11 protein-coding genes are annotated in these 13,147 nt (G+C 70.2%); 5 read left to right on the top strand and 6 right to left on the bottom strand.

The genetic code is table 11. The annotated features are described in order from the left end of the window. Window positions 1-128: 128 nt before the first annotated feature. Window positions 129-1,487, top strand: a complete 1,359-nt coding sequence (gene gdhA, locus QM591_RS13565) for an NADP-specific glutamate dehydrogenase (RefSeq protein ID WP_415132936.1) — start codon at window positions 129-131, stop codon at window positions 1,485-1,487. 44 nt (window positions 1,488-1,531) lie between these two features. Here gdhA and mfd read toward each other — a convergent pair whose 3' ends face one another. Then, on the bottom strand, window positions 1,532-5,119 hold the full coding sequence (gene mfd, locus QM591_RS13560) for a transcription-repair coupling factor (protein ID WP_415132934.1): 3,588 nt from the start codon (window positions 5,117-5,119) through the stop codon (window positions 1,532-1,534). Between the two features lie 164 nt (window positions 5,120-5,283). On the opposite strand from mfd, the gene QM591_RS13555 reads away from it, so the two are divergent. After that, window positions 5,284-6,402 carry an alcohol dehydrogenase catalytic domain-containing protein gene (locus QM591_RS13555; protein ID WP_415132932.1) on the top strand — a complete coding sequence of 373 codons (1,119 nt, stop codon included), beginning with the start codon at window positions 5,284-5,286 and terminating at the stop codon, window positions 6,400-6,402. Window positions 6,403-6,480: 78 nt separating this feature from the next. Here the strand turns inward: QM591_RS13555 and pth are convergent, their stop codons facing one another. Beyond that, window positions 6,481-7,065: an aminoacyl-tRNA hydrolase gene (gene pth, locus QM591_RS13550; RefSeq protein ID WP_415132930.1), complete on the bottom strand. Its 585-nt coding sequence runs from the start codon at window positions 7,063-7,065 to the stop codon at window positions 6,481-6,483. Window positions 7,066-7,144: 79 nt separating this feature from the next. Further along, window positions 7,145-7,774 (bottom strand): 50S ribosomal protein L25/general stress protein Ctc, encoded by a 630-nt coding sequence (locus tag QM591_RS13545; RefSeq protein ID WP_415132928.1) that lies wholly within the window; start codon window positions 7,772-7,774, stop codon window positions 7,145-7,147. Between the two features lie 237 nt (window positions 7,775-8,011). Here QM591_RS13545 and QM591_RS13540 point away from each other — a divergent pair, with 237 nt between their 5' ends. Next, window positions 8,012-8,134 carry a hypothetical protein gene (locus QM591_RS13540; protein WP_269454406.1) on the top strand — a complete coding sequence of 41 codons (123 nt, stop codon included), beginning with the start codon at window positions 8,012-8,014 and terminating at the stop codon, window positions 8,132-8,134. Here QM591_RS13540 and QM591_RS13535 read toward each other — a convergent pair. Continuing rightward, a complete protein-coding gene (locus QM591_RS13535; protein WP_415132926.1) occupies window positions 8,119-8,613 on the bottom strand; it encodes a gluconokinase in 495 nt (164 codons plus the stop codon). The two genes, QM591_RS13540 and QM591_RS13535, sit on opposite strands and share 16 nt — an antisense overlap. Before the next feature lie 211 nt (window positions 8,614-8,824). Between QM591_RS13535 and gndA the strand changes: the two genes are divergently transcribed. Then, on the top strand, window positions 8,825-10,279 hold the full coding sequence (gene gndA / locus QM591_RS13530; RefSeq protein WP_415132924.1) for an NADP-dependent phosphogluconate dehydrogenase: 1,455 nt from the start codon (window positions 8,825-8,827) through the stop codon (window positions 10,277-10,279). Between the two features lie 53 nt (window positions 10,280-10,332). Further along, a complete protein-coding gene (locus QM591_RS13525) occupies window positions 10,333-10,746 on the top strand; it encodes a VanZ family protein (RefSeq protein WP_415132922.1) in 414 nt (137 codons plus the stop codon). Window positions 10,747-10,839: 93 nt separating this feature from the next. Here the strand turns inward: QM591_RS13525 and QM591_RS13520 are convergent, their stop codons facing one another. Both QM591_RS13520 and QM591_RS13515 read right to left on the bottom strand, forming a co-directional pair. Then, window positions 10,840-11,565, bottom strand: coding sequence for an ABC transporter ATP-binding protein (locus QM591_RS13520; RefSeq protein WP_415132920.1), 726 nt, complete (start codon window positions 11,563-11,565; stop codon window positions 10,840-10,842). A gap of 26 nt (window positions 11,566-11,591) precedes the next feature. Then, the gene (locus tag QM591_RS13515) at window positions 11,592-13,079 is read right to left on the bottom strand and encodes an ABC transporter permease (protein ID WP_415132918.1); all 1,488 of its coding nucleotides are present in this window, start codon (window positions 13,077-13,079) and stop codon (window positions 11,592-11,594) included. Between the last annotated feature and the right edge of the window lie 68 nt (window positions 13,080-13,147).

Genomic DNA, 13,147 nt, shown 5'->3' with positions numbered 1-13,147 from the left:
CGTCGTCATCTGCGTCGAGGTGACCCGCGAGCGCCGCTAGGGTGAAACCCGGACCTCGCTCCACCCCGACCCGCCGCACCCGTACGGCAGGGCTCCCCGCCACATCCCTCGGCCAGAAAGCTCCACCCATGACCGAAACGCTCACCGCCCTGCCCGCGTCCGTCCGGGAGGTGTTCCAGACGGTCGTCGCACGCAATCCGCACGAGCCCGAGTTCCAGCAGGCCGTCCACGAGGTCCTGGTGTCGATCGCCCCGGTGCTGGACGAGCACCCGCAGTTCGTCGACGGGGGCATCCTCGAGCGCATCGTCGAGCCCGAGCGCCAGATCATGTTCCGCGTGCCGTGGGTCGACGATGCCGGACGTCTGCAGGTCAACCGCGGCTATCGCGTGCAGTTCTCCTCCGTCCTCGGCCCATACAAGGGCGGCCTTCGGTTCCACCCGTCGGTCAACCTGTCGATCGTGAAGTTCCTCGGCTTCGAGCAGATCTTCAAGAACGCGCTCACCGGGCAGGGCATCGGAGGCGCGAAGGGCGGCAGCGACTTCGATCCGCACGGCCGCTCCGACGCCGAAGTGATGCGCTTCTGCCAGTCGTTCATGAGCGAGCTGTACCGCCACCTCGGTGAGCACACCGACGTTCCCGCCGGCGACATCGGCGTCGGCGCCCGCGAGATCGGCTACCTGTTCGGCCAGTACCGAAAGATCACCAACCGGCACGAGTCGGGCATGTTCACCGGCAAGGGCGTGCAGTGGGGCGGTGCCGAGGTGCGGACGGAGGCCACCGGCTACGGCGCGGTGTTCTTCGCCGAGGAGATGCTCCACGTCGAGCGCCGCTCGCTCGAGGGCATGCGGGTGTCGGTCTCCGGGTCGGGGAACGTCGCGATCTACGCGATCGACAAGGCCTGGCAGCTCGGAGCGACCCCCGTGACCGCGTCAGACTCCTCCGGCTACGTCGTCGACGAGGAGGGGATCGACGTCGCCCTCCTCCGGCAGGTGAAAGAGCAGGAACGGGCTCGGATCTCGGAGTACGCAACCCGCCGCCCGCACGCCCGCTTCGTCGAAGGCGCGCGGCCCTGGGAAGTGCCGGTGGATGTCGCGATCCCCTCGGCCACGCAGAACGAGCTCGACGAGAACGACGCTCGTGCACTCATCGGCAACGGCGTTCGTGCGGTCGCGGAAGGAGCCAACATGCCCTCGACTCCCGGCGCCGTGGCGGCGCTGCAGAGCGCCGGCGTGCTCTTCGGACCCGGGAAGGCCGCCAATGCCGGCGGGGTCGCCACGTCCGCGCTCGAGATGAGCCAGAACGCCTCACGTCAGCGCTGGAGCTTCAGCGACAGCGAGCGCAAGCTCCGCTCGATCATGAAAGACGTGCATGACGCGGCCTTCGAGGCCGCCGATCGGTATGGACACGGCGGCGACTACGTCGTGGGGGCCAACTCGGCCGGCTTCGAGCGCGTCGCCCACGCGATGCTCGCCCAGGGCGTGATCTAGCCCCGACGCGTCGCTCGCTCCGGCGGGCCGAATCGCGCGCGAGATCACTCGTCCGCCGCACGACGCTCCGGAATCGGGAACATCTGGTCGAGCAGCTGCCGCGTCCACGCCAGCAGATCGTCGGGAGCCACCGGCTCCCCTCCCGCCGTCGGCAGCGGGACGATCATCGCCTCGCCGCCGGCGAGGACCTTCGCCTTCGGGTGCAGGCGCTGCAGACGCACCCGCAGGGAGTCGGGTAGGTGAGCGGGCGCGATCCGCAAGTTCGGTCCCATCGCCACGACGTCCGTCAGCTCGGACTGCGCGGCCCGGCGACGCAGGCGCGCCACGGCGAACAGCGCCTCGACCTCACGAGGCGTCGCGCCGTAGCGGTCGCGCAGCTCTTCGGCGACGAGGTCGATGGCGTCTGGCGCGGCGGTGACCGAGGCTGCCGCCGACAGTTTCTGATACGCCTCCAACCGCAGGCGCTCACTGTCGATGTACGACTCGGGGATGCGCGCCTCGATCGGCAGTTCCAGCCGGAGCTCGGCCGGCCCCTCGGTGTCCTCGCCACGGAACGTGGCGACCGCCTCGCCGATCATCCGCAGGTAGAGATCGAACCCGACGCCGGCGATGTGTCCGGCCTGCTCGGCGCCCAGAAGGTTCCCCGCTCCGCGCAGCTCGAGGTCCTTGAGTGCGACCTGCATGCCCGAGCCGAGATCGTTGTTGACCGCGATGGTCTCCAGGCGATCCGCGGCGGTCTCGCTGAGCGGCTTCAACTCGTCGTACAGGAAGTAGGCGTACGCGCGTTCGCGCCCACGGCCGACCCGGCCGCGCAGCTGATGGAGCTGGCTGAGCCCGTACTTGTCGGCGCGGTCGATGATGATCGTGTTGGCGTTGGAGATGTCCAGCCCGGTCTCGATGATCGTGGTCGAGACCAGGACGTCGGCGCGACGCTCCCAGAAGTCATCGACGACCTGCTCGAGCGCGTGCTCACCCATCTGCCCGTGGGCCACCGCGATCCGGGCCTCCGGCACGAGCTCGGCCAGATGAGCGGCGACCCGCTGGATCGACTGCACCCGATTGTGGACGTAGAAGACCTGTCCCTCGCGCAGGAGCTCACGCCGGATGGCGGCGGCGACCTGCTTGTCGCTGCGCGGACCGACATAGGTGAGGATCGGATGGCGATCCTCGGGCGGCGTCTGAAGGGTCGACATCTCCCGGATGCCGGTGACCGCCATCTCCAGGGTGCGCGGGATCGGCGTTGCGCTCATCGCGAGGATGTCGACGTTGGTCTTGAGCTTCTTCAGCTGGTCCTTGTGCTCGACACCGAAACGCTGCTCCTCGTCGATGATCATGAGTCCCAGGTCGCGGAAGACCACCTTCTCGGTGAGGATACGGTGCGTGCCGATCACCATGTCGATCGTGCCGTCCAGGAGCCCGGCGATCGTCGCGCGCGCCTCCTTCTCGGACTGGAACCGCGACAGAGGGCGCACCTTCACGGGGAACCCGGCGAAGCGCTCCGTGAACGTCTCCAGGTGCTGTTTGACGAGGAGGGTCGTAGGCACGAGCATCGCAACCTGCTTGCCGTCCTGGATGGCTTTGAACGCGGCGCGGACGGCCACTTCGGTCTTCCCGAAGCCGACGTCGCCGCTCAGGAGACGGTCCATCGGGATGGGACGCTCCATGTCGGCTTTGATCTCATCGATCGTCTGGAGCTGATCCTGCGTCTCGGCGAAGGGGAAGGCCTCCTCCAGCTCGCGCTGCCACGGTGTGTCGGGCCCGAAGGCGTGTCCCTTCGCCGCCATGCGCGCGGAGTAGAGCTTGACGAGCTCGACGGCGATGTCGCGCACCGCCTTTCGCGCGCGCCCCTTGGCCGCCGCCCAGTCGCTCCCGCCCATCTTCGAGAGGGTCGGAGCCTCACCGCCGACGTAGCGGGAGAGCTGGTCGAGCTGATCGGTGGGGACGAAGAGCTTGTCGCCCGGGAACCCGCGCTTGGACGGGGCGTATTCCAGGACGAGGTACTCACGCTGCGTCTTGACCGCGTGGCGTCCGCCGCTGGAGACCTCGCGCTGAACGAGCTCCACGAAGCGTCCGATCCCGTGGGTCGCGTGCACGACGACGTCGCCGGGCTTGAGCTGCAGCGGATCGACGACGTTGCGGCGGCGCGAGGCGAGCTTCTTGACGACGCGGGAGTCGCCGCCGATCGTCCGGCCGTAGAACTCGTTCTCGGTGAGGACGGCGAGCCGTGCGTCGGAGGACTGGAAGCCCGACTCCAAGGAGGCCACCACCGCGGTGGCGACCCCCGGCTCCGGCGCCGCCTCGAGCTCCGCGACGGTGCGGGCGGCGACGCCGCGCTCGGCCAGGACGTCCCGCGCGCGGTCGACGAGGCCGGTGCCACTCGCGGCGATGACGACGCTCCACCCCTCGGCGACGAGTCCGGCGACGTGACCCGTCGCGCCCTCGACATTGCCCTGGAACGCCGGGACGGCCGTTGCCGGCACCCGAACCGATCCGTCGGCCTCGACGAGCCCCTCGGCATGCGCGTCGGCGGCACCCGAGTCGAACCCGCTGAACGTCCACCAGACTCCGCCGCGTTCGGTTGCCGTCTCCCGAAGCTGGGGAAGCGTCAGGAAGTCGCCCGACCCCAGGTCGACGGGGGTGTCTGCTCCCGCGGTCGCCGCACTCCAGGCCGCCTCCAGGAACTCCTGGTTGGTCTCCCCCAGGGTCATCGCCCGCGTCACGGCGCGCTCCGGGTCGACCACGGCCGTCGCCGTCCCGCGAGGAAGGTAGTCGAGGAGGGGCACGACGGCGTCGGCGACGGCGGGAAGGAGCGACTCCATTCCTTCGACGGGGATCCCCTCGCTCATCTTCTCGAGCATCGTGCGCAGGCCCGGAAACGCGTCCTGAAGACCGGCGGCCCGCTCCCGCACGCTCGGAGTGAGCAGGAGCTCCCGGCTGGGGACGAAGGTCGCCGAGGCGATCTCGCCGGGGAGAGAGCGCTGGTCGGCGACGGAGAAGGCGCGGATCTGGTCGATCTCGTCGCCGAAGAACTCGACGCGCACGGGATGGTCGGCCGACGGCGCGAAGACGTCGAGGATCCCCCCTCGCACCGCGAACTCGCCGCGCCGCGACACCATGTCCACGCGGTGATAGGCCAGATCGATCAACCGGCGAACGACGCCGTCGAGCTCTTGACCGCGAGCCCCGACGGTCAGCTCGACGGCACCGGCGGCGGTGAGCCCGGCCGCCAGCGGCTGCAGGGCGCTTCGCACCGAGGCCACCACGATGAGGGGTACCGAGCCGTCCCACGCCTCCGCACGACGAAGCACCTCCAGACGGCGTCCGACGGTCTCAGCGCTTGGACTCAGCCGCTCGTGGGGAAGGGTCTCCCAGGCGGGGAACTCTCGCACGTCCGCCGTCGGGATGAGCGAACGCAGCGCCGCCCCTACGCTCTCGGCACGGCGTCCGGTCGGGGTGATCACCAGGAGCGACGGCGCCCCGCCATCGGCGGTACGCGCGTCGAGGAGGGCGGCGATCAGCGGCGCGTCGAGGCCAGCGACGACGGAGAAGTCGGCATCGCGGCGGGCGTTTCGGAGGACCTCTGCGAAGGAATCGGACTGCGAAAGGGCGCGCACGATCCCGGCGACTGTCATCCCTCCAGTCTAGGCGCCGGGTCCGACATCGCGTCGCGCGGGAGCGTCTCCCCCGGCGACATCCGGCATCCTCTCGCCGTTCACCACGCCGTCACCCCCGCTGCGTAGCGTCGCTCGTCCGACATCCCCGCCAGACCCCCGCGCTGGACTCGAGAGGCCGACCGATGAGCACGCAGACCCTGACGCGCACCCCGGTGGGCGTGCGCGTGGGGCTGCGCCCTCCCGCCGAGGCCTACGCGTTCATCGGCGCGGACCAGCCCCTCCAACCCATCGCCGTCCTGGAGGTCACCCTCCAGGAGGGCGAAGCCTTGGCCGCCGTCGAGCTCGCGACGGTCTGTGAGTGCGATCTCCGCACGACGGGCTCCTCGCGCGCAGCGACGGTCCCCCAGATCCTCGGTCATGAGCAGGTCGGCCGGATCGTCGCGCTCGGCCCGGGCGCTCCGGCCGTCACCGCCGACGGGCGCGCCCTCGCGCTCGGAGATCGGGTGCTCTGGGCGCGCGAGGTCGCGTGCGGGCGGTGCGACGCGTGCCGCACCAGCTCGTCGGGAGGAACCGAGCGGACGACGGCGTGCCTCCGGCCTCACCGCTACGGGAACGAGCGGGCGACACGAGGGTGGGAGCTCTCGGGCGGCATTGCCACTCACGTGCATCTGCTCGCCGGAACCGTCGTCTTTCGCGCGCGTGACTGGGTCCCGGCCGAAGTGCTCGCCCCCGCCTCCTGCGCCGGCGCCGCGGCATCCGCCGCGCTCGCCTGCGCCGCCCGGGAGCACCCACTGGAGGGCGCCCGCGTCGTGATCTCCGACGCAGGGATGCGCGGGGTGACCGCGGCGGCGATGGCTGCGGCCCGTGGTGCGGTGGTCACCGTGCTGGACGCAGACCCCGTCCGCCGGGAGCGTGCGCTCCGTTTCGGTGCCGCCGCCGTCTCCACCCCCGACGCCCCTCCGGCGGGGCACGACGTCGCACTGGACTTCGTCGGAAGCGCCGAGGCTCTGGACGCCGTCGCCGCCGGGACGCGACACGGTGGCCTGATCGTCGTGTCGGGCGACGCCGCCCCGCCGCAGAGACGTCTCACCGAGACCGCCTCGGTCATCTCGCGCGGGCTTCGCGTGCGGGTCGTCGAGAGGGCGGACCCGGCACACGTCGGCCGGGCGCTGGCGTTCCTCGAGCGCGCCGACGCCGCCGTGTTCGCGGAGGCGGTCGGTGAGACCGTGCCGCTGCGCGAGGCGCCTCGCGCGTTCGCGGCCACGTCGCCCCTGCGCCTCCGAACCGCGATACGGCCCTGAGAGTCCCGCCTCGACGACGTCGCGTCGGCCGGTGGGTCGGCCGGCGCGTCGGGCCCTGCGTCGGCCGGTGGCGCGACTCTAGGCCCGGGGGGCGTGCCAGCGTTGCTGCGCGGCCAGAAGGCCCTCACCGACCACCTGCTCGACGGCGTCCGCGGCGTCGGAGACGAGCGAGGGGAGCACGGCGCGCTCGGTCGCCGAGAACGGATCGAGCACCCAGTCTGCGGGGTCCTGGCGGCCGGGGGGCCGCCCGATGCCCACCCGCACACGAGTGAACTCCGGCGTGCCGAGAGCCTTGGCGACGTCGCGGACCCCGTTGTGCCCGCCGTGGCCGCCGCCGACCTTGAGCTTGAGCGTGTCGAACGGGATGTCCAGTTCATCGTGCACGACGATCACGTGGTCGGCCGGAATGCCGTAGAACGCCGTCAATGCCGACACCGGGCCGCCCGATACGTTCATGAAGGAGTTCGGCTGAGCGAGGACCATCTTCGAGGCGCCCGGGCGCAGCCACGTTTCCGCGACGCGAGCGTTGGCCTTGTGGGAGCGGAGTGCCTCGGAACGTCGAGCCGCGAGCTCATCCACCACGAGCTGTCCGATGTTGTGGCGTGTGCGCTCGTATCGCGGGCCGGGGTTGCCCAGTCCCACCACGAGCCAGGTGTCAGCCATGCGCATGCCTTTCATGACAGTGCCCGCCGTCGCCAGGAGCGGCGTCGGCGGGCATCGTCACACGAGAGGGAGGTCGCGATTACTCGCTGTCCTCCGCCGACTCTGCCTGGCCCTCGGCCACGGCCCCGTCGGCAGCCTCGATCTCATCGGCCTCGGCGATCGTCGCGGCCGGGACCGAGATCGCGACGATGAGCGTCTCCGCGTCGGTCACGAGCGACGCGCCCCGCGGCAGCGTGAGGTCGGCGGCGGTGATGTGCGTGCCGTCCTCGAGGCCCTCGACATCGACCTCGATGTTCTCGGGGATGTGGGTGGCCTCGACCTCGAGCAGAACCGTCGTGTTGTCGAGGTTGGCGATCGTTCCGGAGAACGGCTCACCGACGACGACGACGGGGACGTCGACCTGGATCTTCTCGCCCTTCTTCACGACGAGGAGGTCGATGTGCTCGATGATCTGGCGCACCGGGTCCTTCTGGACGTCCTTGACGAGCGTGAGCTGCTCCTTGCCGTCGACCTCGAGCTCGAGGACCGCGTTGGCGCGGCGGACGAGCAGGGAGACCTGGTGGCCGGGGAGGGCCACGTGGACGGGAGTGGTGCCGTGGCCGTAGATGACGGCGGGGATCTTGCCGGCGGCGCGAAGGCGACGCGCGAAGCCCTTGCCGAAGTTCTCGCGGGTCTCGGCGATGACCTTGGTGTCGGTCTCGGTCGACATTGTTGTTCTCCTTGTGGACCGCTACCGGCCCGGATGTGGGGTCTGTGGTTTCGACTCGAACGCACGCGCGTGAGGAAGCCATCAAGAGGAGGAAGGAGGAAACCCGCCGCCTACATCTCCAGGCCGAATCACCGCGTCGATCACGGATGCGAGAACGCACCCCTCGCCGAAGGACACCCTGAGTCTACCAGGACGCCCGCTACGATGGGGACGAGCCCGCACCGACCAGGAGGAACCATGGACTACGGCTGGATGTCGCACGCACTTCTGTGGCTGATCGGCCTCATGTCGATCGGAGCCACGCTGGGAGCGCTCGGCGCGCTGTGGTCGATGGGACGCTCCAACTACCGCAAGGACTGAGCCTCGCGGAGCGACGCGATCCGGCCGACCACCGATTCCAGGTCGGCATCATTGGCGACGCGGATCCCGGCCTCGTCGGTGGCCAACGGCTCGAGGGTGGCCAGCTGGGAGTCCAGCAGCGACGGCGGCATGAAGTGATCGCGCCGCGACATGCGGGTCTTCAGCTCCCCCTCGCCGACGACGAGCTCGACGAACCAGGCGTCGCCACAGGTCGCGCGGATCCGATCGCGGTAGGAGCGCCGCAGCGCCGAGCACGCCACCACCACGGGTGCCTGTCGCACGAGAACAAGGGCCACGGCGTCGAGCCACGGTGCCCTGTCGACATCGTCGAGCGGGACCCCCGCCGCCATCTTGGCGACGTTCGCCCGCGGGTGGAGGTCGTCACCGTCGACGAACCGTGCGCCGTGCCGGGCGGCCAGTGCCGCACCGACGAGCGACTTTCCCGATCCGCTCGGTCCCATCACGACGATCCGGGTCATTCCGGTTCCTCTCTCCTACGCGCGATCTGACGCATCCGGCCCACGCGTCCCGTCGGGGGCCCTTCGGCTCGGCCGCCCGATGTCGAGCCTAGGCGCTGACGACATCCGGCCACGCGCCCACACGCATCCGACTACGCTGAGAGGTACCCCGAGCGTGTGACGGCGCCCCGCCGCGTGTCGTCGCCCCGAGCGTCTATCTGAGGAGATCTCTGTGCCGGACCAGCCTGTCGCCAACATCGGAGTCGTCGGACTCGCCGTCATGGGATCCAACCTGGCGCGCAACCTCGCCTCGCGGGAGGGCAACACCGTCGCGGTGTACAACCGCAGCCGCTCCAAGACCGACGAGCTGGTGTCCGCCCACCCCGAAGCCGGCTTCGTGCCGGCCTTCTCCTACGAGGAGTTCGCCGCTTCGCTCCAGAAGCCCCGCACCGCGATCATCATGGTCAAGGCGGGCCGGCCGACCGACGCCGTCATCGAAGAGCTCATGAACGTGTTCGAGCCCGGCGACATCATCGTCGACGGCGGCAACTCGCTGTTCACCGACACGATCCGCCGCGAGAAGGCGGTCGGCGAGCGCGGGTTCAACTTCGTCGGCATGGGCGTGTCCGGCGGCGAGGAGGGAGCCCTGCACGGCCCGTCCCTGATGCCCGGAGGCCCCGACGCCTCCTGGGTCACGCTCGGTCCGATCCTCCGTTCGATCGCGGCGGTCGCGGAGGGCGAGCCCTGCGTCACCCACGTCGGACACGACGGGGCCGGGCACTTCGTCAAGATGGTCCACAACGGCATCGAGTACGCCGACATGCAGCTGATCGCGGAGGCGTACGACCTCATCCGTCGCGGCACTGGCAAGAGCCCCGCCGAGATCGCGGACATCTTCGCCGAGTGGAACCAGGGCGAGCTCGAGTCCTACCTGATCGAGATCACCGCGGAGGTCCTGCGACAGAACGACGCCGCGACGGGGCTCCCGCTCGTCGACGTCATCGTCGACGAGGCCGGCGCCAAGGGCACCGGCGCGTGGACCGTACAGACCGCGCTGGATCTGGGCGTGCCGGTCTCGGGCATCGCGGAGGCCACCTTCGCCCGGTCGTTGTCCAGTCACCGCGAACAGCGCGATGTCGCGGGATCGCTTCCGGGTCCGAGCGAGGACTCGTTCACGGTCGAAGACGTCGACGCGTTCGTCGAGCAGGTGCGCCTTGCCCTCTACGCCTCCAAGATCGTCGCCTACTCGCAGGGCTTCGACGAGATCCGTGCCGGAGCGGCGCAGTACGGCTGGAACATCGACCTCGGCGCCATCTCGAAGATCTGGCGTGCGGGCTGCATCATCCGGGCGCAGTTCCTCAACCGCATCGCCGACGCCTACGACGCCCAGCCCGATCTGCCCGTGCTGCTGACCGCCCCCTACTTCGTCGACGCGCTCACCCGTGCGCAGGACGCGTGGCGTAAGACGGTGACGATCGCCGCAGAGGCGGGGATCCCCGCGCCGGCGTTCTCGTCGTCGCTGGCGTACTACGACGGGCTGCGGGCCGAGCGCCTGCCGGCCGCCCTCATCCAGGGACAGCGAGACTTCTTCGGGGCGCACACCTATCGACGCACCGATGCGGCCGGCACCTTCCACACCCTGTGGTCGGGCGACCGCTCCGAGGTCGAGGCCGAGGACACCCACTGAGCGGCACCATCGATACGACTGCGTTCCGCGTCCAGCGAGTCGCGGCGCGGGTCGTGCTCGCACTCTTGTCGGCGGCGTACCTCTGGGCAGTCGCGTGGATGACCCTCCGCGCCGCCCCGTACGGGTCGGACATCGGCGCGGCGCTCGACCGGCTTCTCGCGTGGTTGGCCGAGCGGCCGTCGACGGCCTGGATCACGTTCGACCGCATCGAGTTCGCCGCCAACGTGGCGATGTTCGTCCCGCTCGGCATCTTCGCCGTGCTCTGGTTCGGCGTGCGACGCTGGTGGGCGGCACCCGTGCTCGGCTTCCTCGCCAGCGGGGCGATCGAGCTGACCCAGGCGGCGTTCCTGGACACTCGCGTCGCCGACGTGCGCGACCTCGTCTCCAATACGCTCGGGGCGATCATCGGCATGCTGTTGATGCTTCTGCTCGCCTTCCTGCTGTCCTCCTCTCGCCCACGGCGCTGAGAACCCCGCATCCCCGCCGCCTGCCGCGCTCGGCCCCCAGGGGGAGGAAAGGAAGCGAGCGCGGGAGCGACGGGGACGCGAGGAGTCTTCCGGTCAGCGGGTGATGTCGCGGACCGTGCCCTTCTCCAGCCGCAGTCGACGGCGCGCCCGGCGCGCCACGGCGGAGTCGTGGGTGACGACGACGAGCGTCAGCCCGTCGGCGTTGAGGGCGTCGAGCACGGCGAGGATCTCGTCGCGCATCGACTCGTCGAGGTTGCCGGTGGGCTCGTCGGCCAGCAGCACCCGGGGGCGCTTGGCGATGGCACGAGCGATCGCCACGCGTTGCTGCTGACCGCCCGACAGCTCCCCCGGGAGGTGGTCGGATCGCTCCCCCAGACCGACACGGTCGAGTGCATCGGCGACGCGGGCGGAACGTTCGGCACGGTCCAGGCCGAGTGGTTCCAGCCCCATCCCGACGTTCTCGGCCGCCGTCAGCGTCGGGATGAGGTTGAACGCTTGGAAGACGAACCCGATCTCCGTCGCCCGTACGCGCTCCAGCACAGCCGAGGAGGCGCTGGCCAGGTCGGTCCCGCCGATGAACACGTGACCGCTGGTCGGAGTATCCAACGCGCCGAGCATCTGGAGCAGCGTGGACTTCCCTCCCCCGGTCGGCCCTTGGATCGTGACGAAGTCGCCTTGGGCGATCTCGAGGTCGACAGCGGCGAGCGCCCGGACCTCCCGCTCCTTTTGCCGGTAGGTCTTCGTCACCGACACGAGTCGGTAGGCGGGAGTGGACGGCGAGGCAACCTCGCCGACCGAATCGGTCTGTGTCATCGTCATCTCTGTCTCCTGAGTGGGTTGGGTGGTCATGCGACGGCGCGAAGGGCTTCGGCGGGACTGAGTCGAGCGGCGCGCCAACCCCCGAAGGAACCGGCGACCAGTCCCCCTGCGACGGCGAGCAGCAGCGCGGCGGCGACGATTCCCACCGACAGCGGTGCGCTCAACGTGATGTCGGCGGTGTTCTGAGCGAGTTGGCCGAACCCGCCACCCATGCCGCCACCTCCTCCTCCCATTCCGCCGGGGCCCATGCCGCCGGCCGAATCGGCGCCGGTCGAGGAGATGGTCGGAGCGGCGAGGGTGATCGCCACCGCACCGGCCACGCCGAGCAGGACGCCGGCGATTCCGCCGATCAGCGACTGGACGATCGACTCGCCCGCGACCTGGCCGATCACGCGACGGTTGGACCAGCCGATGGCCTTGAGGGTGCCGATCTCACGCGTCCGCCGGGAGATCCCCGAGATCGTGAACAGCACGGCCAGTGCGACCGCCACGGCCAGCACGATGATCGACAGCCACGTGCCGAGGCTCGTGATCAAGGAGCTTGCGCTGGCGAGCGAACCGGAGACCGTCGAGGCGAGCTCGGCCTGCGAGCTGACCGTCGCGTCGGGAAGGGCCTCCTCGACGGCCGTCTGCACCGCAGAGATCTGGTCGCTGGAGGCGGCCTGCACGTAGATGGTGGAGACCACGTCCCCCGCACCCGAGAGATCCTGAGCCACGTCCAGCGGAATGTAGACGTTCGCGGCGGTGTCGGCGTCGGCGGAGGTCGACGCGATGATTCCGACGATCTCGAACGAGGTACCGCCCACGTCGATCGTGTCGCCCACGGCGAGCTCCGAGCTCGCGGCGTACGTGGCATCCAACACGGCGACGTCGGCGCCGGCATCGGTGTCGGCGAGGGCGCGACCCTCGGTCAGCTCCACGGCCGACAGCGGGCCGACATCCGAGGCGGCCGCGTCGATGCCCAGCACGCTGAAGGAGTCCACGTCGAACGAGCCGCCGCCGAACCCGCCCATGCCGCCCGACTGGTCGCCGGGATCGCCTTCGGGCGGAGTCTGGCCAGACTCTCCATCGGAGGAGTCGGGACGCTGCGGCAGCTCGCCGTCGAACGTCGTGTTGGTCAGGCTCAGCGCACCGGCGGCGGCAGAGACGCCGTCGACGGAGGCGACCGTCTGCACAGTGCCGGCCTCGAGCGTTCCGCGGCGGAAGTCGGTCATCAGGCGAGACTGGCTGAGGGTGGTCGTTCCGTCGTCGTCAGTGGCACCGCCGTCTTCGTCGAAGTCGAACTGCGGACCTCCTCCTCCCCGTCCTCCTGGCTCGGCCTGTGCACCGGTGACGGTGAGGTCGGTGCCAACGCCGTAGACGGACTCGAGGGTCTGGGCCTGCGCATCGCGGACGCCCGCCGACAACGCGTTGACGATGATGACGAGCGCCACGGCGATCGCCAGCCCGAGCGCGACGATCACGGTCTGCTTGGTGCGACCGGAAAGCTCGCGTCGCAAGTACGTCCAGTACATGTCTCTCCTCATTCGCGCGCCGGCTCGGGCGTGCGCTCCTCCGGCACGCTCTCGACAGCCATGGCGCC

Source organism: Microbacterium sp. (assembly GCF_047607225.1).
In the GTDB taxonomy this organism is placed as follows: domain Bacteria; phylum Actinomycetota; class Actinomycetes; order Actinomycetales; family Microbacteriaceae; genus Microbacterium.
Note: the sequence above shows the minus strand (reverse complement) of the source record. Positions and strands in the feature narration are given on the sequence as shown.

Bases quoted from the DNA above. Each gene is read 5' to 3' on its own strand.
- QM591_RS13540 (WP_269454406.1), top strand. From the start codon at position 8,012: ATGGACTACGGCTGGATGTCGCACGCACTTCTGTGGCTGATCGGCCTC.
- QM591_RS13535 (WP_415132926.1), bottom strand. From the start codon at position 8,613: ATGACCCGGATCGTCGTGATGGGACCGAGCGGATCGGGAAAGTCGCTC.
- QM591_RS13545 (WP_415132928.1), bottom strand. From the start codon at position 7,774: ATGTCGACCGAGACCGACACCAAGGTCATCGCCGAGACCCGCGAGAAC.
- QM591_RS13520 (WP_415132920.1), bottom strand. From the start codon at position 11,565: ATGACGATGACACAGACCGATTCGGTCGGCGAGGTTGCCTCGCCGTCC.
- QM591_RS13515 (WP_415132918.1), bottom strand. From the start codon at position 13,079: ATGTACTGGACGTACTTGCGACGCGAGCTTTCCGGTCGCACCAAGCAG.
- mfd (WP_415132934.1), bottom strand. From the start codon at position 5,119: ATGACAGTCGCCGGGATCGTGCGCGCCCTTTCGCAGTCCGATTCCTTC.
- pth (WP_415132930.1), bottom strand. From the start codon at position 7,065: ATGGCTGACACCTGGCTCGTGGTGGGACTGGGCAACCCCGGCCCGCGA.
- QM591_RS13555 (WP_415132932.1), top strand. From the start codon at position 5,284: ATGAGCACGCAGACCCTGACGCGCACCCCGGTGGGCGTGCGCGTGGGG.
- gdhA (WP_415132936.1), top strand. From the start codon at position 129: ATGACCGAAACGCTCACCGCCCTGCCCGCGTCCGTCCGGGAGGTGTTC.